Genomic DNA, 26036 nt, shown 5'->3' on the forward strand with positions numbered 1-26036 from the left:
ACGGGATCTCCCGGCAATCGCCTGGCAATGTTGCGGCGCAGGCGGAGCACTTCCCCGAGGCCGGTCGTCTAATCCGGCAGGACGGGCTTCTCCCAGACGGAGACGTGCTGGGCGCTCTCGCTGGTGAACGGCTCGCGGTGCCAGTTGGCCCACCGGTCGCGCAGGTGCAGGCCGGCCATCTGGGCCATCAGGTCCAGCTCGGCGGGCCAGACGTAGCGGAACGGGATCGAGCGGAAGCCGCCGCGGCCGTTGACGACCTCGACGTAGTTCGAGCTCATGGACTGCGTCGCGACGTCGTACAGGTCGTAGGCCCACCGCGTCTCGCTCACGTGGAACGGCACGGCGTCCTGCCCGGGCGGGAGCCGGCGCAGGTCCGGCATCATGACCTCGATGACGAACCGGCCGCCCGGCTGCAGGTGCGCCGCGACGTTGCGGAAGCAGGCCACCTGCGCCGCCTGCGTCGTCAGGTTCATGATCGTGTTGAAGACCAGGTAGGCCACGGAGAAGGCGCCGTCCACCCGCGTCGTGGCGAAGTCCCCGATCGTCACCCCGATGGCGTCACCCCCGGGCTTCTCCCGCAGCCGGGCGACCATGGCCCGCGACAGGTCGATGCCGTGCACGGCGACGCCGCGGGCCGCCAGCGGCAGCGCGATGCGGCCCGTGCCGATGCCCAGCTCCAGCGCGCGGCCGCCGTCGGCGAGCCCGGCGAGCATGTCGACGATCGGCTCAACCACCGCCGGGTCGGCCATGTCCGCCGACGACTCGTCGTACCTGGCCGCGACCTTTTCCCCGAAGTACCCATCCTGATCGATCACCGCAGGACCCTATCGCGCGCCCCGGCGCGGGCCCCGGCCGACGTTCACCGGCCGGCGGCCACCGTCGAACAGCCGTTCCAGCCGGTAACGTTTCGCAATGATGTCGATCGTTGCAGGGGTCAGGGACACACATAGGCCGATCCGGATTGATAGGTTGGATCACCGCACCGCGGGGAGCGCTCTCCCGGCGGGCTGCGATACCGCATGTTCAGGGGGAGGTGCCATGCGTGCGCGAGGCGCGAGACGTTCACGGCCGGCAATGCCTACGGGGTGTGCCGCATGACCGCGGCGCTGCCCGGTGAGCTGTTCGAGGATTTCCGCGGGCGCGTCCGGGACCGGTGGCGGATCATCCGCCTGGCGCGCACCGGTGGCGTCGCGGCGGTCGGTGCCGCGCTGCTCATGCAGGTCGTCGCCGGCGCGCTGCCGGTCGCGTTCGTCGTGCTGACCGGTGCGGTGATCCAGCGGGTGCCGCAGACCGTGCGGGCCGGGATCGGCACGCCGGAATGGCGCGGGCTGCGCAACGTGCTCGTCGCCGCGGCGGTGGTGTTCTTCGCCCAGCAGGCGCTGCTGCCGGTGCAGGCGTGGGCCGGAGAGCTGATCCGCCGCCGGATCGACGACATCGCCGCGGACCGGGTCATGGCCGCCTCGTTCGCCACGCACGACCTCGGCGTCCTGGAGGACCAGGAGGTCGTCGAGTCCGCCGCCAACGGTGTGGAGATGCTCAAGGTCACCGTCTGGACGCCGGGGGCCGCCTGCACCGGCGCGATCGCACTCGTCTCGCGCTACCTGCAGACGATCCTCGCCGGCGTGGTCGTCGGGTGGATCTTCAGCTGGTGGGCCGGCGCGCTGCTGGTCCTGGCGGGGCTGACGATCCGGTTCGGGTACCGCCTGGGGCTGTCGGTGTTCGTGAAGTCCTGGCGGACCGTCGACGCCGAGCGGCGCAAGCGCTGGTACTTCCGCGACCTGCTGCTCGAGCCGCGCGCCGCCAAGGAGGTGCGGGTCTTCGGCCTGCTGCCGTGGCTGCGGGAGCGGTTCACCACGACCGCGCTGGAGTCGGTGTACCCGACCTGGGCGGTCCGGCGGCGCATCTTCTACGGGCCCTACGTGCTGTACACCCTCGTCGCCTTCGCCGCGACCGCGGTGGCGCTGGCGATGACCGCGAACGCCGCGGCCGAGCAGGTGCTCGCCATCGGCAGCGCCGCGCTCGTCGCCCAGGCCGCGCTGTCGTCGCTGCAGATCGGCGGGTTCATCGCCGACTCCGACGTGCAGACCGAGTACGGCACCGTCACCGCCCAGGCGCTGCAGCGCTTCGAGGACACCGTCGCCGCGCGGGCCGGTGCCACGAGCGCGGACCGGGACCCGGCGGGCCTGCCGCGGACCGGGATCCGCTTCGAGGGCGTCACGTTCGGCTACGGCGACGGCGCGCCGGTGCTCAAGGGCCTCGACCTGGACGTGCCGGCCGGGCAGTCGCTCGCCGTGGTCGGGCTCAACGGCGCCGGGAAGTCGACGCTGGTGAAGCTGCTGGCGCGGTTCTACGAGCCGCGGCAGGGGCGGATCACCGTCGACGGCGTCGACCTGCGGGACTTCCCGGCGCAGCGCTGGCAGCGCCAGATCGCCGCGGTGTTCCAGGACTTCGTGCAGTTCGAGCTGCCGGTGCGCGACAACGTCGGGTTCGGCGCGACCGGGCTGCGCGGCGACACGGCCCGCATCGAGTCGGCGCTGGAGCGGGCCGGGGCCGCGGACGTCGTCCGGCGGCTGCCCGACGGGCTCGACACGATCCTGTCCCGGCAGTACGAGGGCGGCACCGACCTGTCCGGCGGGCAGTGGCAGCGCATCGCCATCGCGCGGGCGTTCATGGCCGTCGACCGGGGCGCCCGGCTGCTGGTGCTGGACGAGCCGACGTCGAACCTCGACGTGCGGGCCGAGGTCGAGTTCTTCGACCGGTTCCTGGAGCTCACGCGCGGCCTCACCACGATCGTGATCTCGCACCGCTTCTCCACCGTCCGGCGCGCCGACCGGATCGTCGTGCTCGACGAGGGGCGGGTCGTGGAGTCCGGCAGCCACCAGGAGCTCGTCGCCGCCGGCGGCCGGTACGCCGAGCTGTTCCACCTGCAGGCGGCCCGGTTCGCCGACGACGCCCCCGACGTCGAGGAGGCAACCCGATGACCGAGTTCGCCCGCAACATCGGCGCGATCCTGTCCTCCGCGCGGCAGGCCAGCCCGTCCCGGCTCGCCGTGTCGCTGGTCCTCATGATCCTCGGCGCGGTGAGCGGGCCGCTCATCGCGCTCACCCTGAAGCAGATGATCGACGCCTCGATCGACCACCGGGTCGCCTGGGCGGTCGGTGCGTCGGTGGTGTTCGCGTTCATCGCCCTGGCCCACCTGACGATGGAGCACTTCGCGCACATCTTCTTCTTCGAGCTGTGCGACCTGCACGCGATCCGCGTCGAGTCCGAGCTCGGCCAGCTCGCCCTCGGCACGCCCGGCATCGAGCAGCACGAGCTGGCCGACTTCGCCGACCGGATGGAGCTGCTGCGCAAGGAGAGCGGCTCGATCGGCGAGGCGGTGCAGGCCGTGCTCACCGCCATCGCGCTGGCCGTGCAGATCGTGCTGACCGCGGTCCTGCTGGCCTACCTGCAGCCGGTCCTGCTGCTGCTGCCCCTGGCCGCGATCCCGCCGGTGATCGCCGGGCGGATGGCCGAGCAGCGCCGCCAGCGCGCGGAGCTCGCCGCCGCCGAGCAGGAGCGGCTCAGCACGCACCTGCTGGAGCTGGCCGTGCGGCCCGCGGCGGCCAAGGAGATCCGCATCTTCGGCCTGCAGGACGAGCTGCGCTCGCGGCGGGCGGGACTGCGCCGCGACATCCACGCCCGGCTGCGCCGGGCCGAGACGACCGGCATGCTGCTGCGCATCCTCGGGCAGCTGGTATTCGCCGCCGGGTACATCGGCGCGGTCGTCCTCGTCGTGCGCGAGGCGATCGCCGGGCGGCGCAGCGCGGGCGACGTCATCATGGCCGTCGCGCTCGCGGTGCAGACCAGCGCGCAGACGGCCAACGCGCTGAAGCTCGCGCAGGACCTGCAGCGCCACGCGCGCACCGTGCAGTGGGTGTCGTGGCTGCACGAGCGGGTCGCGAAGCTCCAGCCGCCGCCCGCGGACCTGCCCGCGCCGGACCGCCTGGAGCGGGGCATCGTGTTCGACGAGGTGTCCTTCCGGTACCCCGGCAGCGACCGCGACGCGCTCAGCCACGTGAACCTGCGCATCGCCCCCGGCACGACCGTCGCGATCGTCGGCGACAACGGCGCCGGGAAGTCGACGCTGGCGAAGCTGCTGTGCCGGTTCTACCGCCCGTCCGGCGGCGCGATCACCGTCGACGGCGCGGACCTGGCCCGCATCGACCCGCAGGCGTGGCTGTCGCGGATCGCGGCGAACTTCCAGGACCACGTGCGCTTCGAGCTCGCCGCCGGGCAGGTGGTCGGGCTCGGCGACCTGCCCCGCAGCGACGACGAGGAGGCGATCCGCCGGGCGCTGCACCGCGCCGACGCGACCGGCGTGGTCGACGGCCTGCCCGACGGGCTGGCCACCCAGCTCGGCAAGTCCTACGCCGACGGCGCGGAGCTGTCCGGCGGGCAGTGGCAGCGCCTGGCCCTCGGCCGGGCCATGATGCGCGAGGCGCCGCTGCTGCTCCTGCTCGACGAGCCCGCCTCCGCCCTCGACCCGCAGGCCGAGCACGCACTGTTCGAGCGCTACGCGGAGTCGGCCAAGCACGCCGCGGCGGTCAACGGCGGGGTCTGCGTCCTGGTGTCGCACCGGTTCTCCACCGTACGCATGGCCGACCTCATCGTCGTGCTCAACAGCGGCGGCGTGGTCGAGCAGGGCAGCCACGACGAGCTGATGCGCCGCGGCGGGCTCTACGCGGAGCTGTTCGAGCTCCAGGCATCGGTGTACCGGTAGGCAGTGGTACCAGAGACGGGGAGGGCACGATGACGACACCGGACACGACGGTTCGCGTCCGCTTCGAGGGCGGGCGGGGCGGTGAGGCACCCCTGACGTGGGCGCAGCGGTTCATGTACGACGTGGTCGAGTCGCTGCGCGGCCAGGACACCCACCTGAACTTCCACATCCGCGCGGACGTGCCGGCGGGCCTGTCCGCCGAGGCGGTCGCCGCGGCGGTGCGGACCCTCGTGGAGCGCAACGAGGTGCTGCGCACGCGCTTCCACCCGGGGCCGGACGGCGAGCCGGTGCAGACCGTCCTGGCGTCGGGGACCGTCGAGATCGGCCTGGTCGACGGGGTCGGCCCGGACGCGGTGGAGGACTTCTGCGCGGCGGTGCGCTTCGCCGACCACGAGTGGCCGCTGCGCGTCTCGCTGCTGTGCGACGACGACGAGCCGCGGCACCTGGTGGTCACGGTCGGCCACGCCGCGGTCGACCAGTGGGCCGCGGCGCTGCTGGGCGACCAGCTCACCGCGCTGCTGGCCGGCGACGCGGGCGGCACGCCCCCCGACGGCGAGCAGCCGCTGGACCGGGCCCGGTTCGAGGCCTCGCCGGAGGGCGAGCAGCTGCGGCAACGGACCCTCGGGCACCTCGAGGCGCAGCTTCGGGCGGCGCAGCAGACGCTGTTCCCGGTCGCGTCCCGTGTGCCGGAGACGCCGCGGTACTGGATCGGCGAGCTCGACTCCCCGCTGGGCGGGATCGCCATCCGCAAGGCCGCGCGGCGGCTGCGCGTGCCGGCCACCGCGGTCCTGCTCGGCCTCTTCGCGATCTTCGTCGGCGAGCGGGGCCGCACCGGCGCGCCGCTGATGCTCATCATCGCCGGGAACCGCCACACGGAGGCGGCGATGCGCTACGTCGGGCAGCTCGCCCAGTTCACCGCGACGACGGTGCCGGTCGACCCGGACAGCGTCGCGGCGACGGTGCGGGCCGCGTCCCGCGGGCTGCTGGAGTCGTACTCCTTCGGCCAGTACCCGACGCTGGAGCTGCAGCGCCTCGTGGAGACCGTCGGCACGCAGCGCGGCGTGGCCCTCGACCTCACCACGACCCTGAACGTCCACCACAGCGACGCGGACATGTCCCCGGTGAGCGACGAGGCGTTCGCCGAGGCCGTGGCGCAGCACGAGGGCGCGACCACGTTCGGATGGCTGTCGAAGCTGGAGGTGGAGAACTACAAGCTCTACCTCGACGCGCGCGTGGACGACCGGCTGCACCTGTGGCTGCGCACCGACACCGCGGTCATCTCCCCCGCCGGCACCGAGGCGCTGCTGCGCGGGATGGAGCACGCCATGGTCCGGCTCGCGACCGGCGACCTGAAGGTCGCCGAGCTCATGGCGCAGACCGGCACGCCCGCCTCCAGCCCGGCCACGGGCGACGAGCGCGTCGTGGACCACAGCCTGGTCGACCTGCGCGACTGTCTCCGGCTCGTCACGGACGCGACCGGGGCACCGGCCGCGGTGGCCGTCGAGGACGGCGACCGGCTCACCGCGTGGGTGGCACCGGCCGACCCCGCGACGGTGACGCCGCAGGATCTGCACGCCGCCTGCATGGCCGCCCTGCCGGGCCGGCGGACGGCGATGGCGCCGCAGCACTACGTGGTGTGCGCGCATCCGCCCGCGGACCCGGCCGACCTCGCCCAGTGGCGCGCCCTGCCGGTCGTCGCGTCGGCGACCGGCCGCTGATGGCGCACCCCGCGACGGCCTCAGCCCGCGCGGCGCCGGGCCGCCGGGTCGGTCAGCGACGGCGGGCGGTGGCCGGCGTCGGCGGGGTTGACGTCGGTGCCCGGCGGGACGATCTCGTCGATGCGGTCCAGCAGGTCGGCCGGCAGGTCGACGTCGGCGGCGCCGAGCTGGGACTCCAGGTGCTCCATGGTGCGCGGGCCGACGATCGCCGAGGTGACCGCCGGGTGGCGCAGGACGAACGCGACGGCCAGGTGCACCAGCGACAGGCCCGCCTCGGCGGCGAGGTCGCCGAGGCGCTCGGCGGCGACCAGCTTCGCGGCGTTGGCGGGGTGCCGCGGGTCGTAGCGGTGCGGGGAGCGCGCGGCCCGCATCGACACCGGCCCGGCGTCGCGGTGCCGGCGCCCGGACAGCCAGCCGCCGGCGATCGGGCTCCACGGCAGGACCGCCAGGCCGTAGCGCTCCGCCAGCGGCAGGACCTCCCGCTCGACGCCGCGGACCAGCATCGAGTACGGCGGCTGCTCGCACACCGGCCGCTCCCGGCCCCGGGTGCGGGCCACCCACTGCGCCTCCACCAGCTCGCCGGCCCCGAAGGTGGAGGTGCCGACGTAGCGGACCTTGCCGGCGGCGACCAGGTCGCTCAGCGCGCCGAGGGTCTCGTCGATGTCGGTGTGCGGATCGGGCCGGTGCGCCTGGTACAGGTCGATGTGGTCGGTGCCGAGCCGGCGCAGGCTGTCCTCGGCGGCCCGCACGATCCAGCGGCGGGAGCTGCCCGCGTGGTTGCGCCCGCCCGGCATCTGCCCGTGGAACTTCGTCGCGAGGAACACGTCGTCGCGGCGGCCACCGGCCAGCGCGCGGCCGACGATCTCCTCGGACGCGCCGGCGGAGTACACGTCGGCGGTGTCGATCGCGTTCACGCCCGCGTCGAGGGCGGCGTGGATGATCCGCACGCTGTCGTCGTGGTCCGGGTTCCCGGACGCGCCGAAGTTCATCGCGCCGAGCGTCAGCGTGCTCAGCTCCACCCCGGTGCGCCCGAACCTCCGGTACCGCATCCCCCGCCCCTTTCCGCCGGGCATTGCCGGCGATCACTCGACCATATTTGCTCTTGCCGATAGCATGCTCCCATTCGCGGCCCGCCCGACGAACACCACACGGGGAACCACATGACCTTCGCACCTGACCGGATCACGATCGGGGAACGCATCGGCGCGCTCGCCGCCGAGCACCCGGACACCCTGGCGATCGTGTCGGTCGCGCCCGACGGCACCCGCCAGTCGCTCACCTGGGAGCGGCTGGAGCGGGTCAGCAACGTCGCGGCCCGCGGCCTGATCGAGCGCGCCCGCGGCGCCGGGGTGAGCCCGGCCGGCCCGGTCGGCATCGCGCTGCCCAGCGGCCTGGACCACGTCATCGCCACCCTCGCCGCGTGGAAGGCCGGCGCGCTCGTCGTGCCGCTCAACCACGAGGCCACCGAGACCGAGCGCGCCGCGCTGCGCGCCAAGCTCGCCGGCGGCCTGCTGATCGGCGGCGGCGAGTGGAGCGGCGAGGAGACCGTCACCGTCGCGGGCGGCTGGTGGCGCGACGACGACGGGCTCGACGACACCCCGGTCGAGGCGGCCGGGGTCCCGCGCTCGGCGTCGGCCAGCGGCGGCAGCACCGGCCTGCCCCGCATCGTCATCCGCCGCCGCCCGTGGGTCTACGACCCGGACCGGCTGCTCTCCGACGCGGAGCGCGAGACCGGGCTGCGCTTCGGCCAGGTACAGCTGGTGACGCTGCCGATGTATCACGCCGGGTTCACCGGGCTGCACCACGGCCTCGTGCTCGACCACACGATCGTGCTGCTGGAGCGGTTCGTGCCGACGCTGTTCGCCGGGCTGGTCGAGCAGTTCCGGGTCAACTGCTTCCGGATCGTGCCGACCCAGATGCGGATGCTGCTGGAGGTGCCCGCGTTCGCCGAGGCCGACCTCACCAGCATCGAGGCGGTGCACCAGGGCGCGGGGCCGTGCCTGGTCGAGGTGAAGCGCCGCTGGCTGGAGCTGGTGCCGCCGAAGGTCGTGTTCGAGGACTACTCCAGCGTCGAACGGCTGGGCCTGGTCACCATCCGCGGCGACGAGTGGCTGGAGCACCCCGGCAGCGTCGGGCGCCCCACCGACTGCGAGGTGCTGGTCCTGCGCCCGGACGGCACGCCGGCGGAGACGAACGAGGTCGGCGAGCTGTACCTGCGCTCGGCCACGACCGCGCAGCCGGAGTACCTCGGCGACGGGCCGCCGCTGCGCTCCCACGGCGACTTCCTCACGCTGGGCGACGCGGGGCGCATCGACGAGGAGGGCTACCTGTTTCTCGTCGGGCGCACCAGCGACGTGCTCAACGTCGGCGGCGCCAACGTGTACCCGTCGGAGATCGAGGCGGTCCTGCTCGGCCACCCCGCGGTCCGCGACGCGGTCGTCGTGGGCAAGCCGCACGAGTACCTCGGCGAGGCCGTGCACGCGCTGGTCGCCGCGGCCGACCCGCAGTCGCCGCCGGACCGGTGGGACCTCGACGCGTACTGCCGCGAGCACCTCTCACTGGCGAAGGTGCCGCTGTCCTACGAGTTCGTCGACGATGTCGGGCGCACCAGCGCCGGGAAGCTGCGGCGCGCTGCCGCGACGGGAGGAGCGCGATGAGCGACGTCGAGGCCGGGGTCTACGAGATCGTCGGACGGGTCCTGGGCTCCCGCGAGTGGACGCCGAAGAGCGACTTCTTCGACGTCGGCGGCAGCTCGCTCGGCGCGATCCAGATCGTGGGCATGGTCGAGGAGCGCTTCGGCGTGCGGGTGTCGCTCACCGACTTCTTCGACGCGCCGGACCTGGAGACGTTCGCCGCGCTCGTCGTCGAACGGCACTGAGGCGCATGCGGATCCTCGTCACCAACGACGACGGGGTCGCCGCGCCGGGGCTCGCGGTCCTCGCGGCGGCGGCCGTCCGGCGGGGCCACGAGGTCGTCGTCGCCGCGCCGCTGAGCGACCACAGCGGCGCGAGCGCGTCGCTCGTGTTCGACCTCGCCCGGGGCGTGCCGGTGCGCCGCTGCCGCCTCGAGGGTCTCGACGGTGTCGAGGCGTTCGGCGTCGACGGCAGCCCCGCCCTGGCCGTGCTGCTGGCCCGGTCCGGGGTGTTCGGGCCGCGGCCGTCGATGGTGCTCTCCGGCGTGAACGCGGGCGCCAACACCGGCCGGGGCGTGCTGCACTCCGGTACCGTCGGCGCCGCCCTGACCGCCGCGACGATGGGCATGTCCGGGCTCGCGGTGAGCCTCGCGGCGGCCGAGCCCGTCCACTGGGACACCGCCGGCCTCGCCGCCGGGGTCGCCATCGACGCGCTCGCCTCGGCCCGCGCCCGCACGGTGCTCAACGTCAACGTGCCCGACCTCCCGGCCGCCGCGCTGCTGGGCGTGCGCTGGGGGCGGCTCGCCGCGTTCGGCGCGACCCGGCTGACGGTCGGCATGGCCGGCGAGGACCACGTCGAACTGGCGGAGCGGCCGGGCACGCTGCCCCTGGACCCGGAGACCGACGCCGGCCTGGTCGCCGCCGGATACGTGTCGGTCACCCCGCTGCAGGGCCTCACGGCGATCGACGACCGGGGCGACGCCGACCTCGCGACCGCGATGCACGGGCCGCTGCGCGACGCGCTCGCCGCGGACGGCACACCGGCGGGAGCCCGGTGACGGCGGCCGACGATCTGCGCGACCGGCTCGCGCGGCTCGACCCGCGGCAGCGGCGCGCCCTGCTCGACCGGATCCGGCCGGCGCCGCTCACGCCCGCCCAGTTCGGGATCTGGCTGTTCGAGCAGCTGAACCCGGACACGACCGCGTACCACAACCCGGCCGCCCTGCGGCTGCGCGGCCGGCTCGACCTCGACGTCCTGCGCCGGACCCTGGAGCTGGTCCAGCAGCGCCACGACGCGCTGCGGCTGCGCCTCGACGAGGACGACGAGGGGATGCCGGTGCAGCGGGTCGCGCCGCGGGCCGAGGTGGCGCTCGACGTCGTCGACGCGGCCGGCGACCCCGAGGCCGCGGTGCTGGCGTCGGTGCGGGCCCCGTTCGACCTCACCGCCGGGCCGGTGTGGCGGGCCCGGCTGGTCCGCGTCGCGCCGGACGACCACGTCCTGGTCATCACGTTCCACCACATCGTCTCCGACGGCTGGTCCCTCGGCGTCGTGCTGGGGGACTTCGCCGTCGCGTACACCGCCCTCGCCGCCGGCTGCGAGCCGCCGCTGCCGCCCGTGCGCCCCGGCTACCTGGCCACCGTGCGGGCCGCCGCCGGACCGTCCGGTGTGGACAGGGACCGGCTCGTCGCCTTCTGGCGCCGGTACCTCGACGGCGCCCCGTCGCGCGTGGCGCTGCCGGCCGGCGCGCGGGCACCGGCGAGCGGCTACGCGGGCGGCTCCGTGCCGTTCACCCTCGGCGCCGCGGACACGGCCGGGCTGCGGGCGGTGTGCCGCTCGGCCGGCACGACGCTGTTCGCCGGGGCCACCGCCGTGTTCCTGGTCTGCCTGGCGCGGCTGTCCGGCGCCGACGACCTCGTGGTCACCACGCCGGTCGCGGGGCGCGACGACACCGCGACCCAGTCCCTCGTGGGCTGTCTGCTCAACACGGTACCGGTGCGGGTGCGCCTGCGCCCCGGGGGCACCTTCCGCGACCTGGTCGCCGCGGCCGGGCGCTCGCTCGGCGAGGCCCTGGCCCACGCGGCGCTGCCCTACGCCGACATCGTCACCGCCGCGGCCCCGGGCCGGGGCGAGTCGGCCGTCAGCAACGTGATGGTGCTGCACGGCAACGCCCCGACCGAGTTCCCGCCGCTGCCGGGGCTGCGCTGCGAGCGCTACCGGGTCCCGGTCGCCGCGTCCAAGCACGACCTCGCGCTGCTGCTCACGCCCGGCGCCGACGGGCTGAGCGGCGAGCTGGAGTACAAGTCGGAGCTCTTCACCGCAGCGGCGGCAGCGCGGCTGGCCGCAGCGTTCACCACCGCCGCCCGGGACCTCACCGGCCGCCCGGACGCGCCGCTCGACGGGCCGCAGGACTCGACCACGGGGGCACCATGACACACCACGACCTGGCCGCCGGCGAGGTACCGCACGACGCCGTCACCGTGCACGACGCGGTGTTCCGGCACGCCGCGGCGCGGCCGGAGGCGCCGGCGGTGCAGGGGCCGGACGGCGTGCTCACCTTCGGTGCCCTGGCCGCCGCGGCGCGCGGGGTGGCCCGCACGCTGCTCGAGGACGGGCCCGGCGGCACGGTCGTCGTGCGGGGCGGGGCGAGCCCGCAGTACCTCGCCGCGGCGCTCGGCGTGATGGCGGCCGGCGCGGCCGTCGTGCCGGTGGGGCCGGACGATCCGCAGGCCCGGGTCGCGGTGATCCTACGCGACAGCGGCGCCCGCGCCGTGCTCGACCTCGCGACCCTCCGGCTCGACCCGCACGACGCCCGGCTTCCGGCGGTGGACGGCGGGGAGCTGGCGTACGTGCTGTTCACGTCGGGCTCGACGGGCCGGCCGAAGGGCGTCATGATCGAGCACCGCAACGTCCTCGCGTACGTGCGGTACGTCGCCGACGCCTATCGCGTGGACGGCACGGTGCCGGCCCTGCCCGCGCTGACCCCGCCGTCGTTCGACGCCTCGGTCCTGCAGACCTACGCGCCGCTGACCCGCGGCGAGCCGGTGTGGCTGCTGCCGCACGGCACCCGCGAGGACCCGGCGGCGCTCGTCGCGGCGCTGCGGGAGCGGCCCGGCAGCGGCCTGCACTGCGTGCCGTCGCTGTGGGAGGAGGCCCTGCGCGAGGTCGAGGACGGCGCCGCGCTGCCGCTGCGGGCGCTGCTGCTCGGCGGCGAGGTCGTGCGGCCCGAGCTGTGGGAGCGCACCCGCCGCGCGCTGCCCGCGACCCGGCTGGCCAACGTCTACGGCCCGACCGAGGCGACGGTGCAGGCGACGGGCGGCTTCCAGGCGGCGGGCGAGCCGCTCACCACCGGGCGGGCGATCACCGGTACCACCGTCACGGTCCGCGACGAGCACGGCGCGGTGCTGCCGCCCGGCGTCCGCGGCGAGGTGCACATCGCCGGCGCCGGGGTCGGCCGCGGCTACCTCGGCCGGGACGAGCTCACCGCCGGACGCTTCCGCGTCGAGGACGGCGTGCGGGTGTTCCGGACCGGCGACGCGGGCACGCTCGGCGCGGACGGCACCCTCGTCGTCCACGGGCGGCTCGACGACCAGGTGAAGGTCCGTGGGTACCGCATCGAGCCGGGCGACGTCGAGGCGGCCCTCCTGCGCCATCCCGCCGTGACGGCGGCGGCCGTCGCCGTGCAGCACCCGGGGTCGAGCTCGGCCCGGCTCGTCGCGGCCGTCGTCGCGCGGCCCGGCGCCGGTGACCTGCGCGCCTTCGTGGCCGGCGAGCTGCCGTCGTACCTGGTGCCGGCGCTCGTCCGCGCGGTGCCGAGGCTCCCGCACGCGGCGAGCGGCAAGGTGGACCGGGACGCGGTGGCCGCGCTGTTCGACGCCGCCGCACCCGACGCCAGCCCCGGGACCCGCCCGGCCCCCGGCGACGAGATCGCCGCGAAGGTCGCCGCGATCTGGGCCGAGCTGCTCGGCGCCGCGCCGGACGGCCCCGGCGACGACTTCTTCGACCAGGGCGGGCACTCGCTGCTCGCCACGCGGTTCGTGGCCCGGCTGCGCAAGGCGTTCGGCCGGCCGATCCCGCTGCGGACGGTGTTCGACCTTCGCACCTTCGGCGCGGTCACCGCGGCCGTGCGCGAGCTGGCCGGCACCGGGGCGGCGGCCCCCTCCCCCGCGCGGCCGGACACCGCGGCCACCACCGCCGCGCGGCCGGACACCGCGGCCACCACGTCCACGCCGCCGGGCACCGCGGCCACCACCGCCGCACCGCCGGCCCCGCTGGTCGAGCCGGTCGCGGTGCCCGCCGACCGGCCCGTCCCGCTGTCGCTGCAGCAGCGGTCGCTGTGGCACGCCGAGCAGGTCGCCCCCGGCATGGCCACGGCCCACGTCGTGCTGCCGCTGCGGCTCACCGGGGCCGTGGACGAACCGCGGATCGCCGGCGCGCTGCGGGCGCTGGCCGGGCGGCACGAGGCCCTGCGCACGGTCGTGGACCCGGGCCGCGGCGACCACGACGGCGCGGGGGCGACCCTGCGGGTCCGGCCCGAGGCGGTGGTACCGCTGCGGGTGCACGACCTGCGCGACGCCGACGAGGCCGGGCGGCACCGCCGCGGCCGGTCCCTCGCCTGGCAGGCGTACCGCACCCCGTTCGACCTCACCGCCGAGCCGCCGGTGCGGGCGGTCTGGCTGCGCCTCGCCGACGCCGAGTCGGTGCTGCTGCTCGTGCTGCACCACATCGCCTGCGACGGTGCCTCGCTGCGCATCCTCGTCGCCGATCTGACACGGTCGCTGCACCGCACCGACGCCGGTCCCGATGCCGGCACCGAGAGCAGGCCCCGGGCCACGTACCGCGACTTCAGCGCCTGGCAGGCCGCGCGCCTCGCCGCCGGTGAGCTCGACGCCCAGCGGGCGTTCTGGGCGGCCCGGCTGGCCGCGCCCCGCGACGCCGTGCGGTGGCCGCTGCCGGAGCCGCGGCTGCGCACCTACCGGCAGGCGATCACGGCGTGCGACGCCCCGGCGGCGCTCACCGGGGCCCTGGAGGCGCTCGCCACGGCGCACCGGACCAGCCCGCTCGTGGTGGTCTGCGCCGCGCTCGGGGTGCTGCTGCGGCGGCGGTACGGCACCGGCGAGCCGGCGACGGGCATCCTCACCGCGAACCGCACCCACGCCGAGTTCGACGGCACCGTGGGCCTGTTCGCCACCACGCTCGTGCTGCGGACCCCGGTGGCGGCGGACGCGCCGTTCACCGAGGTGCTGGGCGCCGTACGGGAGGCCGCCCTGCAGGCCGTGGCGCACCAGGAGGTGCCGCTCGACGTGGTCCTGGAGACGACCGCCGCCGCGGACCCGCCGATGGACGTGGCCCTGGTGATGGACATCGACGAGGTTCCGGCATCCACATCGGACGGTCCCGGCGACGCGACCGGTGACACGGCCGGTGACACGGTCGGCGTGCAGGTCGTCGTCCCGGAGGCCGATGACGTGCCCACCGGTGTCGCGCTGGCCCCGACGCCGCTCACCGTGTTCGTCGCCCGCCACGGTGCCGGTCTGCGCCTCGCCGCCGAGTACAGCACCGACGTCTTCGAGGAGAAGGAAGCCCTCGCCCTGCTGGAGGCCCTGCTCGGCATCCTCGCCGACGCGACCGCCGGGCACCGCTGAACCGGCCGTGGGGGATGCACCGGCATCCCTCACGCAGCGCCGGTCAGACCGGGTCACCCATGGCCACGACGATCCGGCGCTCGCCGGTGAAGGACTCGCGGCCGTGGGCGGCGAGCATGTTGTCCACGACGAGGACGTCACCCTCCCGCCAGGGCAGGGCCGCCTTCTCCGCCTCGTACGCCGCGTCGATCTCGGCGGCGACGTCGTCGGGCACGGGGGTGCCGTCCGCGTAGCGGGTCTCGTAGGGCAGGCCGTCCGGGCCGAACTCCTCGAGCATGAGCTCGCGGGTCTCCTCCGGCAGGAACGACGGGTGCCAGAACCGCACGTGGTTGAACCAGACGCGCTGCCCCGTGCGGGGGTGGGTGGCGAGCACCGGGCGCACCTGCCTGGTCCGCAGCACGTCGTCGCCGACCCACTGGGCCTCGACGTCGGCCTCGCGGCAGTACCGTTCGACCTCGGCCCGGGACTCGGTGCCGAACGCGCGCTGCCAGCCCAGCCCGAACCACGGCCCGAAGTTGCGCAGCAGCATCCAGCCGCCGCGGTCCTCGAAGGTCCGCACCAGCGAGGCCGGCAGCCGCCCGAGCACCCGGCGCACGTCGGCGACCGGGGTGGCGCCGCCGGTCGCGGGCGCCTGCTGGCAGCCGAACAGCAGCAGGCCCGGCCAGGAGGTGGCGTAGGAGTTCTCGTTGTGCAGCGGGATGACCTCGGCGGCGGGGAACTCGGTCGACGTGAACACGTTGTCGCTGAGCTGCCGCCGCGGCGTGGCCCCCTCGACGTAGCGCGCGGGCTCGGTGAACACCGCGCGGCGGCACCGCTCGAACGCGTCGGTGTCGGTGACGCCGAAGCCGCGCAGCAGCACGGCCCCCGTCTCGTGCAGGTGCCCGGTCAGGCGCTCGCGGTGCTCCGCGAGCCATTCGGGCACGCCACGGCCGTCGCTGTCGACGACGACGGGCAGCTGGACGGTCACGGCCGTTCCTCTCCATCGTGCTCCCGGCCATCCGTCGCCGGCGTGGCGACGGAGCGCAGCAGCAGGTGCCGGTCGAACGGCTCCTCGGTCACGCCGTACGCGGCCAGGGCGGCCCACGTGCCGTCGTCGGGGCGGGGCGCCCCGGACGGCAGCGCGGGCGCGAACGCGGCCATCCGCGCGAGGTCCGGTGCCCCGGCGAGCCGGTCGCGCAGCAGGTCCCACCAGAGCGCCGGCTCGACGACGTCGAGGCGATGGCCGGCCCGGCGCAGCCAGGAGAACACCTCGGCCCAGCGCACGCCGGTGCTCGCCGCGATCCGCAGCGTGTGCCGGTCGGCCGCCCGCCGGTCGTCGCGCGCGAGGGCGGCGAGCGCGTCGGCGGCCACGTCGACCGGGACCCAGCACAGGTCGCCGGGGATGTGCGGCGCCGCCCGCAGCCGCAGGCAGGCGCGCACGAAGATCCAGCGGAAGTCGCGCTCGTTGCTCACCGCGGTGCCGCGATGGCCGGCGAGCGCGCCGAGGCGGTAGGTCCACGCGCGCAGCCCGCGCTCCCGGGCGGCGTCGACGAGGCGTTCGGCGACCCACTTGCTCTGCGCGTAGCCGTTGCCCAGGCCGGGCAGCGGTACGGCGCCGGCGTGCGGGCCGGCCCCCGGCACCGGCACGGCGGCGGTGGTCGAGACGTGGTGGAGCGTGGCGCCCGCCTCGGCGGCGAGGCGCAGGACCCCGGCGGTGCCGAAGACCGTGCTCGCGCGCAGGGACGCGTAGGGCAGGCTGCCGTTGACGTTCGCCGCGGCGTGGATCACCCGGGCGGCGCCGGTCCGGATCTCGTGCCGGCGGTCCTCGGTGAGGCCGAGGCCGGGTTCGGCGATGTCGGCGGCGACCGCGCGGAGCCGGTCGGTCGCGGCGCGGTAGCCGGCTCGGGCGAGCGCCCCGGTCAGCCGGTCCCGGGCCGCGTCGTCGTCGGCGGCGCGGACCAGGCACAGCACGTCGCCCTCCCCCGCGCGCAGCAGCGCGTCGACGAGGGCGGCGCCGAAGAAGCCGGTGGCGCCGGTGACCACGGTGGTGGTGCGCGCCCCGGGCTCCGGCGCGGCGGCCGGGACGAGCTCGTCGGCGAGCCGGGCGTCGGCCGCCATGACCGCGGCCAGACCGCCGTCCGCGGCCAGACCGCCGTCCGCGGCCGGATCACCGTCCGTGGACGGGGCGCCGGCCCGCGGGTGGGTCCGGGTCATCGCCCCGGTTCGGGCTCGGTGGGTGTGGCGGTCGCCGGGGCCTCGCCCGCGGCGGCGGACTGGTCGGCGTCGGCGTCCTGCAGCGACTGCTGGTAGAGCTCGCGCACGCGGCGCATCTCTTCCTCGGACAAGAACCTGGAGAACGAGCTCGGCATCATGACCTCCCGGGTCCGTGCCGGGGGCCAACCCACACGACATCGCCGTCGCTCGATCCGCCCCCCGCGACGTATCGATCTCGGACGCTAGCAACGGGCCGCTACACCGTCAAGGGCGTCGATGGTGACCGACGTCCATCCACTTCGGACGGTGCAGCCGGGCATCAGCCGCGCAGCAGCCGCGCGACCGGGACGTGCGGATCCTCGCCGGCACGGCGCACGACCTCGGCGAACCGCTCCGCGAGCGCCCGCGCGGCCGCCGCGCCGACGGTGTCGGTCTGGTACGCGAGGTGCCCGCCGAGCCCGTCGGCGGACTCGCGGAGCTCCAGGGTCAGGTCGAACGTCGACGGGTCGACCTCGCCCTCGTCCTGGCCGAGCAGCTCGGGGCGGCGCTGGACCAGCACCAGCTCGTCGCCGAGCGGCCGGTCGGCGCCGACCGCCGGGTGCAGGGCGATGCCGTAGCGCATGCCCTCGGACAGCTCCCGCATCACCTCGCCGCCCATGGTCAGGCAGACGTGCTCGAACGGGTACTCCTGATGCGCCATGGCGGTGATCCCGGCCGTGCGGCACCGGGCCAGCACCTCGTGGAACGTCGGCCCCCCGGACACGTCCACGACGATCGGCACCACCGTGCAGAACATGCCGACGACGTCGTTCGTCGCCGCCCAGGTGCGGTTGGCGGTGATCGTCGCCACCGGCAGCCGCTCGCAGCCGAGCCAGTCCGCGAGCACCACCCCGAACGCGGCGACGCAGGAGATGAACGGCGTCGTGGCGGCCGCCCCCGCGAGCGCGGCGAAGCGCCCCGAGTCGTCCCGCCCGATCGCCACGCCCTGCCGCCGCGACATGAACGTCGGCTCGGCCGGGCTCCCCGCCGCGCCGTGCGGTGGTTGCGGCGCCGGGGGCCGGGGCGTGCCGCCGCGCACCGCGTCCCGCCAGAACCCGAGGTGGCCGGCCACCTCGGCGGCGTCGAAGCGGCCGCGCTGCCAGCGGGCGAAGTCGGCGTACGAGACCCGGGGGGCCGCCGGCTCGGTGTCGTCCGCCTCGTCGCGTCCGTCGGCGGCGGCGCGGTACAGCGTGGCGAAGTCGTCCAGGAGCACGTCGCGCGACCAGCCGTCGAAGTTGATGTGATGGACCGCGATGATGACGTTGGCGCGGCCGCCGGGCAGGTGCGCGAGCATCACGCGCAGACCCAGGTCGGTCGCGAGGTCGTAGCCGCGGCGGCTGAACGCGCGGGCCAGGGCCTGCAGGCGCTGCGCGGCCGGCCCGTCGGCGAGGTCGGTGAGGTCGTGCTCGTCGAGCTCGACGCCGGCGTGCGGGCGCACGTGCTGGGTGATGCCGCGCGGGCCGTCCTCGTACACGGTGCGCAGCAGCTCGTGGCGGCGGACCAGGCCGAGCAGCGCGCCCGCGAAGGCGCCCGCGTCGAGGCGGCCGAACAGGTCGAAGCGCACGAAGGAGACGTAGATGTTGCTGCCGGCCACGAGCTGCTCGATGCGGTACTGCCACTCCTGCTGCCAGGACAGGGGCGCCGCCGAGGCACCGTCGGCCGCCTGCACCGGACCGCCGAGGCCGGCGTAGGCGGGGTCGCGGACGCGCTCGGCGAGCGCGCGGGGCGTCGGGGCCTCGTAGACCGACTGCAGCGGCAGCGCCACGCCGAGCCGGTCGGCGAGCAGGCCGACCGCGCGCACCGCCGCCAGCGACTGGCCGCCGAGGGAGAAGAAGTCGTCGTCGGGGCCGATGTCGCCGCGCCCCAGCAGGTCCGCCCAGGCCTCGCGAATCCGGCCGGTGACCTCGTCGTGTGACAGGCTTCGAATGTCCGTGCCAGTGCCAGCCATGGAACGTGACTGTAGCAGCGGGCGGCGCACCGCATTGACCCTCGACGATCGGCGCAGGCCCTCGCGGGACCGCCGGCCCACCTATACTCCTCGATGATCACCGGACCCTGGCGAAACGGGAGGCATGGATGGGTGTGTTGGACGGCAGACGGGTGCTGGTCACCGGCGGGTCGGCCGGCCTGGGCGCCGCCGTCGCCCGGCGGGTGGTGGCCGACGGCGGGCGGGTCGCGGTGCTCGGCCGGGACGCCGAGCGCCTCGAGGCGATCGCCGAGGAGCTCGGCGCGGTCACCGTCGCCGCGGACCTCAGCGACGGACCGGCCGCCGCGGCGGCCGTGGACACCGCGGCCGAACGGCTGGGTGGCCTCGACGCCTTGGTGAACAACGCCGGCACGTTCCGGCTCGGCTTCGTGCGCGACGGCGAGCCGTCCGACTGGGCGGACATGGTCCAGGTCAACGTGCTCGGCCTGCTCGCCGTGACCCAGGCCGCGGTCAGGCACCTCGAGGCCGGCCGGGCGCCGCAGATCGTCAACGTCAGCTCGATGGGCGGGCGCCGGGTGGCCCAGCCCGCCCAGGGCGTCTACGCCGCGACGAAGCACGCGGTGCACGCGCTCACCGAGAGCCTGCGCCGGGAGCTGTACAGCTCCGGCATCCGCGTCACCGTGATCGCGCCCGGCTTCGTGCACACCAACCTCGGCGCCTACATCCGCGACCCCGACGTGCGGGCCAACATGGAGCACGGCCAGCTGCACCAGGGCCTCGACCCGGCGGACGTGGCGGCGCAGATCGCGCACGTGCTGTCCGCCCCGCCGGACGTGCACCACGTCGAGATCGCGCTCATCTCGACGCGCCAGCCCCCGGGCTGACCCCGCGGGCCCGCAACGCCCCGGTGGCCGGGGCGTTGCGGCCCGGCGGCTACCGCGTGGCGGGCTCCAGGGTGTACGTGAGGGCCATCGCCAGCCGCGGGCGGTCCGAGGTGTTGCCGTCGCTGCCGTGCACCATCATGTCGTGGTGCAGCGCGCCGCAGCCGCTGCGCAGCTCGGCGACGAACGGCTCGGGCATCGCCGCGACGATGTGCGGCGGGATCGCGCGGAAGAACGCGTCGCCCTCGACGCCGCCGTGCTCGACCAGGCCGTCGTGGTGGGAGCCGATCCAGTACTGCAGGGCGCCGTTGTCGGCGGTCGCGTCGTCGAGGCCCAGCCACAGGTTGACGCCGACGATCGGGCGGCCGACGTAGTACACGCCGTCCTGGTGCACCAGCGACGGGCTGCCGACCCGGGCCGGCTTGTGGAAGGTCTCCATCGAGGCGAAGGTGGCCGTGCGCCCGGTGACCCGCTCGACGATGTCCTTGAGGTCCGCGCGGGCCGCGAAGCCGGTGAAGAACGGGTCGACGCGCTCCAGGAAGTACATGCCGCGCAGCGTGCCGTCGGCCTCGCGGCGGGCCCAGTCCTCGGGCAGCGCCGGCAGCAGCCACTTGGCGTACCGGGCGATGTTGGCGCGCACCTCGGCGACCTCATCGGCGCTGAGCACGTCCCGCATCAGCACCACGCCGTCGCGCTCGTACGACTCGGGCAGCGCCGCCTCGTCCGTGTCGTGCAGTCGCAGCTCGCGCTGCGCGGCCGTCGATCCCATCCAGCCCACTCCCTCTCGCCGATACCGAACGATGCCGATGACAAACGAGGTCCGTCGATGACGAACACGGCGGGGCCCGGCGTCCCCGCGCGCCGCGTCCCGATTCTGACCCGGCACGCCCGGCCCGGCAAGAGCGCAGATTCATTGATCGTAATGCCGCCCGAGGGCGTGACGGCAGCGACATCCTTGGATAGGGTGACGCCACGGCCCGCGCCGACGCGGGCCGTTTCCGCCGTGCCGTGCATGACCGGCGCCGCGACACGCGCCTGCCGCCGTGGCACGGGGAGCATTGACGGGGCACTGGGATGCACCTCACCAGACGGGGAGCCGGAGGGCGCATGACCGAGACAACGATCCAGCACTGGCGCGACACCGACCTCGACGACGCCGCGCGCCGGTTCGTCGAGGACGGCGCACTGTTCGCCGGGCAGGTCCTGACGCAGGACGAGCTCGTCGAGGTCCGCCATCATCTCGACCGCTACGCGAAGTACGTGATCCCCCGCCTGCCGGAGGAGATCGTGCGCAAGACCGTCCGCATCGAGGAGGACGGCGTCTCGGTGCGCAGCGCGTACTTCATGGACCAGATCGACGAGTGGTTCGCCGAGTTCGGCAACCGCGAGGACTTCAAGGACCTGCTGCGCCGGGTCACCGGCTGGGAGCCCGAGCTCTACGTCGTGGAGACGTTCAACAAGCCGGCCGGTGTCGGCTCGGCCGCCTCGGCGCACCAGGACTGCGCGTTCCTGCCGCTGGAGCCGATGGACGTGGTCCACCTGTGGATCGCCATCGACGACGCCACCATCGAAAACGGCGCCCTGCGGTACTGGATGGGCAGCCACCGCGGCGGCCTGCGCGAGCACATCCCGGCGCAGTGGGGCCAGCAGGTCGGCCACGAGTTCGTCGGCGACTCCGGCGAGGCGACCGTCATGGAGGTGCCGGCCGGCTGCGCGGCGATCCACAGCGGCCTGGTCATCCACGACAGCCCGCCGAACACGTCGTCGAAGCGGCGCCTCGGGCTGCTGTGCGGCTACCGCGGCGCGCACACGCGCTACCTCACCGAGAACGCCGGGTGATCCGGTGACCTCCGCCGACAACGAGCAGCTGCGGGCGCGGCTGGCCCAGCTCACCCCGCAGCAGCGCGTCGAGCTGCAGCGCCGCCTGCGCGAGACCCGCCCCGCCGCGGCGAGCACGCCGGCTGCGGCGCCCGCCGCGGCGCCGACGGCACGCGACGGTGCGCGGGCGCCCCGGTTCAGCCTGTTCTTCTTCTCCTCCGACGCGCAGCACCCGGCCGCCGCGACGTACGACCTGGTGCGCCGCTGCGCCGCGTTCGCCGACGAGCACGGCTTCCACGCGGTGTGGATGCCGGAGCGGCACTACGACCCGTTCGGCGGGCCGTACCCGGACCCGGCCGTGCTCGCCGCCGCCATCGCCGCGACCACCCGGCGCCTGCGCATCCGGGCCGGCAGCGTGGTGTTGCCGCTGCACGACCCGCTGCAGGTCGCCGAGCGCTGGGCGATGGTCGACAACCTCTCCGGCGGGCGGGTCGACATCTCGCTCGCCTCCGGCTGGCACCCGCAGGACTTCGTCGTCTCGCCCGGGACGTTCGAGCCGCGCAAGCAGGTCCTCGCCGAGCGCCTGACCCAGCTGCGCACCCTGTGGGCGGGCGGCACGCTCGAGCGCACCGACGGCGCCGGGACGACCGTCGCCGTCGCCGCCTACCCGCGGCCCGTCCAGGCCTCGCTCGACGTGTGGCTCACCAGCTCCAGCAACCCGGCGACGTGGCGCACGGCCGCGCGCATGGGCACCAACGTGCTCACCGCGCTGCTGGAGCAGAGCGTCGAGGAGCTGGCGGAGAAGGCGGCCGTCTACCGCGAGGCCCGCCAGGCCGAGGGCCTGGCGCCGGACGCGGGCGAGATCACCGTCATGCTGCACACGCTGGTCGGCACCGACGTCGACGCGGTACGCCGCCTGGCCCGCGAGCCGTTGCAGCGCTACCTGCGCTCGCACGTCGACCTGTTCGAGAAGCTGGTCCGCAGCCGCGGCCTGGACATCAACCTGGACCAGGTCACCGAGCAGGACAAGCAGACGCTGGTCGAGATGGCCTTCGAGCGCTACTTCACCACCAACGGCCTGTTCGGCACCCCGCAGACGGCCCTGGAGCGCGTCCGGGCGCTGGTCGCCGCGGGCGCCACCGAGATCGCCTGCCTGGTCGACTTCGGGGTGGGGCACGACGCGGTCGTCGAGCACCTGGTCCACCTGCGCCGCCTCGCCGACCTGGCGACCGCCGAGTTCGCGGCCGAGGCCGCCGAGCCGGCCGGCAAGCCGGCGCAGGAGCCCGCCGCGGAGCCGGCGCAGGAGCCGGCCACCGTCCCGGCCGCGGTGTGAGCGGCGGCGTCGACGGCGAGGTCCGGGTCAGCACCGACGGCAAGGGTGTGCCGACCGTGCACGGCCCGGACCGCGTGGCGGTCGCCCGCGGCCTGGGCTGGGTGACCGCCCGGGACCGGCTGTTCCAGCTCGACCTGTTCCGCCGCCGCGCCACCGGCCGCCTCGCCGAGGTGTTCGGGCCCGGCCTGCTGGCCCACGACACCGCCCAGCGCACCCTGGGCATCCGCATCGCCGCCGAGCGCGCCCTGCGGGACCTGCCGCCGGGGCAGCGCGCGCTCGTCGAGGCGTACACGCGCGGCGTGAACGAGCGGCTCGCCACCCTGCCGGACCTGCCGGTCGAGTTCGCGGTCACCGGCGGCGCGCCCGAGCCGTGGCACCCCGGGGACTGCACCGCGGTGGCGCTGCTGCTGGCGCAGATGCTCGGCGGCGACGGCGCGGAGCACCGCATGCGCGCCGTGATGGAGGCCGCCCTGCCCGCCGGCGTCGTGTCGTTCCTGCTGCCGGAGCAAGGCCCGTACGACGTCGGCATCGACGGCCGCCCGGCGCCGCCGCCGCAACCGCCGGACCCGGCCCTGCTCGCGACGCTGGCCGGCATCGCCCGGGACACCCGGCCCGACCCGGGCGCCGCGCCGGTCGTCGGCGCGGACGAGTCGCCGTTCGGCTCCAACGCCTGGGCGGTCTCGGGACGCCGGACCGCCGACGGCCGGGCCGTGCTGGCCAACGACATGCACCTGCCGCTGACCGCGCCGCCGCTGCTGTACCGCGTGTCGCTGCGCTACCCGGGGCACGAGGTCGACGGTCTCGTGGTGCCCGGCGTGCCGGCGGTGATCGCGGGCTCGACGGGCCGGATCGCGTGGGGCGCCACCCGGCTCACCGCCGACAACGCCCGCCTGGTGCCGCTCGGCGACGACGAGCCCCTGACCGTGCGCACCGAGCGCATCGAGGTCCGCGGCGGCGAACCCGTCGAGGTCCGCGTCCAGGAGTCCCGCTTCGGTCCGGTGTACGGCCCCGCGCTCCTCGGCCGCCCGGTGGCGCTGCGGTGGCGGCCGCTGGAACCGGGCGGGCTGGACCTCGGCCTGGCGGACCTCGCCGAGGCGGGCACGGCCGAGGAGGCCTGCGACGTCGCGAACCGGGCCGCGGGCCCGCCGCTGAACATCGTGGTCGCCGACGCGCACGGCCGGGTCGCCTGGACGGTGACCGGCAGCTTCCCCGGTGCCGCGCGGCTGCCGCGGCTCGTGGACCCGCCGGGCGGTCTCGTGGTGGTCGCCAACAACCTCACGCCACAGCACGCCGCCGCGGCGCACGTGGCGGCCAACGGGTTCAGCGCCTGCCGGGCGCGGCGGATCGTGACGCTGCTGGAGACCGGGGCGCCGCTTGCCGAGGCGGACCTCGCCGCCGTGCAGCTCGACACCGACGCCGGCTTCTTCGCCTTCTACCGCGACCTGGTCCGGGCGGCGGCGGGCGACGCCGGTGACACCCCACCGGCCCTGCGCGACGCCCTCGATGCGGTCGAGGCGTGGGACGGCACCGCCGGTGCCGGGGCGCGCGGGCTGGGCCTGCTGATCCTGCTGCGGGAGAACCTGCGCGAGTCGCTGTTCGCGGCGCTGCTGCAGCCGTGCCGGGCGCTCGACCCGCGGTTCCGCTACACCTGGTTCGACCACGAGCTGCCGCTGCGGGCTCTGCTGCGGTCCGAGCCCGCGGTCGTGCCGGCGCCCTACCGGACCCGGGCGCGGTTCGTCCTCGGGCAGCTGGAGCTGTCCGCGGCCATGCTGCGGGTCGCGGCCGGACCCGCCACGGCGCCGGCCCGCGTCGCCGACGTCACGTGGGGAGCGCTGAACCGCACGGGCGCGCGGCACCCGCTCTCGCCGCTGCTGCCCGACCTGGCCGCCATGCTCGACCTGCCCGACGCCGCGCTGCCCGGCTGCGCCGAGTCCGTGCACGCCGCGCACACCGGCTTCGGACCGGCGATGCGGCTCGTGGCCTCGCCCGGCCGCCCCGGCGACGCGATCCTGCACCTGCCGGGCGGGCAGTCCGGCGACCCCCGCCACCCCAACTACGCCGACCAGTTCGACGACTGGCTGCGGGGGCGGCCGGCCCCGCTGCTGCCCGGCGAACCGCGCGACGACGTGGTCCTCGCGCACCTTCAGGAGGCTCGATGACCCAGCCGTTCACCTTCTCCGTCGCGACCGGGGGCGAGACCTCCGGCAAGGCCTGGCTGGAGCTGGCCCGGTCGGTCGAGGATCTGGGCTACGACGCGCTGTACCTCAACGACCACGTCGAACAGCCGCTCGCGGCGCTGCCCGCCCTCGCCGCCGCGGCGTCGGTGACCACGACGCTGCGGCTCGGCCCGCGGGTCGCCAACAACGACGTGCGCTCGCCGGTCCTGCTCGCCCACGAGATCGCCACGCTCGACGTGCTCAGCGACGGACGGGCGGAGCTCGGCCTCGGCGCCGGCTGGCGGGCCGAGGACCACCGCGCGGCGGGGGTCCGCTTCGACGACGGCCCGCGGCGCGCCGCCCGGTTCGCCGAGAGCGTCGCCGTCGTCGACCGGCTGCTGCGCGGCGAGGCGCTGTCGCACACCGGCGCGCACTACACCGTCGAGCTCACCGAGCCCTTCGTCACCGTCCAGCGGCCCCGGATCCCGCTCACCGTCGGCGCCGGCGGCCCGCGCCTGCTGCGCCTGGCCGCCGAGCACGCCGACACGGTCAGCCTCACCGCCCGCAGCCTCCCCGGGGGCGGCGCCGACGAGGCCGACCTCGACCCGGCCCGCCTCGACGAGAAGGTCGCCGTGGTGCGGGCCGCCGCGGCCGCGCACGGCCGCGACCCGCGCCTGCACCACGTCGTCTGGGAGTGCATGATCACCCCGCAGCCCGGGCCGCTCCTGGAGATGTACGCGGGCGCGATGGGCATCACCGTCGCCCAGCTGCGCGCCCAGCCGAGCCTCATCATCGGCTCGGTCGCGTCGGTCACCGAGGACCTGCTGGCCCGGCGGGAGCGGTGGGGGCTGTCCTCGGTGTCGGTACCGCACACCGCCGCGCGGCACTTCGCCCCGGTCGTCGCCGCCCTCGCCGGACGCTGACCGGCCGCCCC

19 protein-coding genes are annotated in these 26036 nt (G+C 75.5%); 13 read left to right on the forward strand and 6 right to left on the reverse strand.

Translation table 11 applies throughout. The features are described 5' to 3' along the window. Positions 1-68 precede the first annotated feature (68 nt). On the reverse strand, positions 69-815 hold the full coding sequence (locus ACQP1P_RS32580; protein ID WP_433076687.1) for a class I SAM-dependent DNA methyltransferase: 747 nt from the start codon (positions 813-815) through the stop codon (positions 69-71). A 279-nt stretch (positions 816-1094) separates the two neighbouring features. On the opposite strand from ACQP1P_RS32580, the gene ACQP1P_RS32585 reads away from it, so the two are divergent. The 3 genes from ACQP1P_RS32585 to ACQP1P_RS32595 are packed head-to-tail and all read left to right on the forward strand — an operon-like array spanning position 1095 to position 6480. Continuing rightward, entirely contained in the window at positions 1095-2981 is a 1887-nt protein-coding gene (locus tag ACQP1P_RS32585; protein WP_433076689.1) for an ABC transporter ATP-binding protein, read from the forward strand. Further along, positions 2978-4762: an ABC transporter ATP-binding protein gene (locus ACQP1P_RS32590; RefSeq protein ID WP_433076691.1), complete on the forward strand. Its 1785-nt coding sequence runs from the start codon at positions 2978-2980 to the stop codon at positions 4760-4762. Before ACQP1P_RS32585 ends, ACQP1P_RS32590 begins: the two co-directional genes overlap by 4 nt. 29 nt (positions 4763-4791) lie before the next feature. Beyond that, the gene (locus ACQP1P_RS32595) at positions 4792-6480 is read left to right on the forward strand and encodes a condensation domain-containing protein (RefSeq protein WP_433076693.1); all 1689 of its coding nucleotides are present in this window, start codon (positions 4792-4794) and stop codon (positions 6478-6480) included. A 20-nt stretch (positions 6481-6500) separates the two neighbouring features. Here the strand turns inward: ACQP1P_RS32595 and ACQP1P_RS32600 are convergent, their stop codons facing one another. Beyond that, on the reverse strand, positions 6501-7529 hold the full coding sequence (locus ACQP1P_RS32600) for an aldo/keto reductase (RefSeq protein WP_433076695.1): 1029 nt from the start codon (positions 7527-7529) through the stop codon (positions 6501-6503). A gap of 111 nt (positions 7530-7640) precedes the next feature. Here ACQP1P_RS32600 and ACQP1P_RS32605 point away from each other — a divergent pair, with 111 nt between their 5' ends. From ACQP1P_RS32605 to ACQP1P_RS32625, 5 genes are read left to right on the forward strand one after another with little or no spacing between them, the layout of a single operon-like run. Then, entirely contained in the window at positions 7641-9137 is a 1497-nt protein-coding gene (locus ACQP1P_RS32605) for an AMP-binding protein (protein WP_433076697.1), read from the forward strand. After that, on the forward strand, positions 9134-9358 hold the full coding sequence (locus ACQP1P_RS32610) for an acyl carrier protein (RefSeq protein WP_433076699.1): 225 nt from the start codon (positions 9134-9136) through the stop codon (positions 9356-9358). The genes ACQP1P_RS32605 and ACQP1P_RS32610 overlap by 4 nt, the downstream gene beginning before the upstream one ends. 5 nt (positions 9359-9363) lie before the next feature. Then, on the forward strand, positions 9364-10170 hold the full coding sequence (surE, locus tag ACQP1P_RS32615; protein ID WP_433076701.1) for a 5'/3'-nucleotidase SurE: 807 nt from the start codon (positions 9364-9366) through the stop codon (positions 10168-10170). Further along, positions 10167-11543, forward strand: coding sequence for a condensation domain-containing protein (locus ACQP1P_RS32620; RefSeq protein WP_433076703.1), 1377 nt, complete (start codon positions 10167-10169; stop codon positions 11541-11543). The genes surE and ACQP1P_RS32620 overlap by 4 nt, the downstream gene beginning before the upstream one ends. Continuing rightward, a complete protein-coding gene (locus ACQP1P_RS32625) occupies positions 11540-14755 on the forward strand; it encodes an AMP-binding protein (RefSeq protein WP_433076705.1) in 3216 nt (1071 codons plus the stop codon). Before ACQP1P_RS32620 ends, ACQP1P_RS32625 begins: the two co-directional genes overlap by 4 nt. A 43-nt stretch (positions 14756-14798) precedes the next feature. Here the strand turns inward: ACQP1P_RS32625 and ACQP1P_RS32630 are convergent, their stop codons facing one another. The 3 genes from ACQP1P_RS32630 to ACQP1P_RS32640 form a co-directional block, all read right to left on the reverse strand. After that, the gene (locus ACQP1P_RS32630; protein WP_433076707.1) at positions 14799-15722 is read right to left on the reverse strand and encodes a TauD/TfdA family dioxygenase; all 924 of its coding nucleotides are present in this window, start codon (positions 15720-15722) and stop codon (positions 14799-14801) included. Next, entirely contained in the window at positions 15719-16948 is a 1230-nt protein-coding gene (locus ACQP1P_RS32635; protein WP_433076709.1) for a thioester reductase domain-containing protein, read from the reverse strand. The genes ACQP1P_RS32630 and ACQP1P_RS32635 overlap by 4 nt, the downstream gene beginning before the upstream one ends. 319 nt (positions 16949-17267) lie before the next feature. Beyond that, entirely contained in the window at positions 17268-18935 is a 1668-nt protein-coding gene (locus ACQP1P_RS32640; protein WP_433076711.1) for a condensation domain-containing protein, read from the reverse strand. Between the two features lie 128 nt (positions 18936-19063). On the opposite strand from ACQP1P_RS32640, the gene ACQP1P_RS32645 reads away from it, so the two are divergent. After that, positions 19064-19798 (forward strand): SDR family oxidoreductase, encoded by a 735-nt coding sequence (locus ACQP1P_RS32645; protein WP_433076713.1) that lies wholly within the window; start codon positions 19064-19066, stop codon positions 19796-19798. 49 nt (positions 19799-19847) lie between these two features. On the opposite strand, the gene ACQP1P_RS32650 is transcribed toward ACQP1P_RS32645, so the two are convergent. Continuing rightward, positions 19848-20564, reverse strand: a complete 717-nt coding sequence (locus tag ACQP1P_RS32650; protein ID WP_433076715.1) for a phytanoyl-CoA dioxygenase family protein — start codon at positions 20562-20564, stop codon at positions 19848-19850. Between the two features lie 338 nt (positions 20565-20902). Here ACQP1P_RS32650 and ACQP1P_RS32655 point away from each other — a divergent pair, with 338 nt between their 5' ends. Genes ACQP1P_RS32655 through ACQP1P_RS32670 form a run of 4 tightly spaced genes read left to right on the forward strand, consistent with a single transcriptional unit; the run spans position 20903 to position 26025 of the window. After that, positions 20903-21634: a phytanoyl-CoA dioxygenase family protein gene (locus ACQP1P_RS32655; protein ID WP_433076717.1), complete on the forward strand. Its 732-nt coding sequence runs from the start codon at positions 20903-20905 to the stop codon at positions 21632-21634. 4 nt (positions 21635-21638) lie between these two features. After that, positions 21639-22946: a MupA/Atu3671 family FMN-dependent luciferase-like monooxygenase gene (locus ACQP1P_RS32660; protein WP_433076719.1), complete on the forward strand. Its 1308-nt coding sequence runs from the start codon at positions 21639-21641 to the stop codon at positions 22944-22946. Continuing rightward, entirely contained in the window at positions 22943-25105 is a 2163-nt protein-coding gene (locus ACQP1P_RS32665) for a penicillin acylase family protein (protein ID WP_433076721.1), read from the forward strand. Before ACQP1P_RS32660 ends, ACQP1P_RS32665 begins: the two co-directional genes overlap by 4 nt. Beyond that, on the forward strand, positions 25102-26025 hold the full coding sequence (locus ACQP1P_RS32670) for a TIGR03621 family F420-dependent LLM class oxidoreductase (RefSeq protein WP_433076723.1): 924 nt from the start codon (positions 25102-25104) through the stop codon (positions 26023-26025). The genes ACQP1P_RS32665 and ACQP1P_RS32670 overlap by 4 nt, the downstream gene beginning before the upstream one ends. The last annotated feature ends 11 nt before the right edge of the window (positions 26026-26036 follow it).

This window comes from Dactylosporangium sp. CA-052675, from assembly GCF_050947935.1.
Taxonomy (GTDB): domain Bacteria; phylum Actinomycetota; class Actinomycetes; order Mycobacteriales; family Micromonosporaceae; genus Dactylosporangium.

What these genes read in the sequence shown, in the direction of transcription:
- ACQP1P_RS32605 (WP_433076697.1), top strand. Translation starts at nt 7,641, where the DNA reads ATGACCTTCGCACCTGACCGGATCACGATCGGGGAACGCATCGGCGCG.
- ACQP1P_RS32590 (WP_433076691.1), top strand. Translation starts at nt 2,978, where the DNA reads ATGACCGAGTTCGCCCGCAACATCGGCGCGATCCTGTCCTCCGCGCGG.
- ACQP1P_RS32625 (WP_433076705.1), top strand. Translation starts at nt 11,540, where the DNA reads ATGACACACCACGACCTGGCCGCCGGCGAGGTACCGCACGACGCCGTC.
- ACQP1P_RS32670 (WP_433076723.1), top strand. Translation starts at nt 25,102, where the DNA reads ATGACCCAGCCGTTCACCTTCTCCGTCGCGACCGGGGGCGAGACCTCC.
- surE (WP_433076701.1), top strand. Translation starts at nt 9,364, where the DNA reads ATGCGGATCCTCGTCACCAACGACGACGGGGTCGCCGCGCCGGGGCTC.
- ACQP1P_RS32645 (WP_433076713.1), top strand. Translation starts at nt 19,064, where the DNA reads ATGGGTGTGTTGGACGGCAGACGGGTGCTGGTCACCGGCGGGTCGGCC.
- ACQP1P_RS32595 (WP_433076693.1), top strand. Translation starts at nt 4,792, where the DNA reads ATGACGACACCGGACACGACGGTTCGCGTCCGCTTCGAGGGCGGGCGG.
- ACQP1P_RS32585 (WP_433076689.1), top strand. Translation starts at nt 1,095, where the DNA reads ATGACCGCGGCGCTGCCCGGTGAGCTGTTCGAGGATTTCCGCGGGCGC.
- ACQP1P_RS32655 (WP_433076717.1), top strand. Translation starts at nt 20,903, where the DNA reads ATGACCGAGACAACGATCCAGCACTGGCGCGACACCGACCTCGACGAC.
- ACQP1P_RS32600 (WP_433076695.1), bottom strand. Translation starts at nt 7,529, where the DNA reads ATGCGGTACCGGAGGTTCGGGCGCACCGGGGTGGAGCTGAGCACGCTG.
- ACQP1P_RS32650 (WP_433076715.1), bottom strand. Translation starts at nt 20,564, where the DNA reads ATGGGATCGACGGCCGCGCAGCGCGAGCTGCGACTGCACGACACGGAC.
- ACQP1P_RS32635 (WP_433076709.1), bottom strand. Translation starts at nt 16,948, where the DNA reads ATGACCCGGACCCACCCGCGGGCCGGCGCCCCGTCCACGGACGGTGAT.
- ACQP1P_RS32610 (WP_433076699.1), top strand. Translation starts at nt 9,134, where the DNA reads ATGAGCGACGTCGAGGCCGGGGTCTACGAGATCGTCGGACGGGTCCTG.
- ACQP1P_RS32640 (WP_433076711.1), bottom strand. Translation starts at nt 18,935, where the DNA reads ATGGCTGGCACTGGCACGGACATTCGAAGCCTGTCACACGACGAGGTC.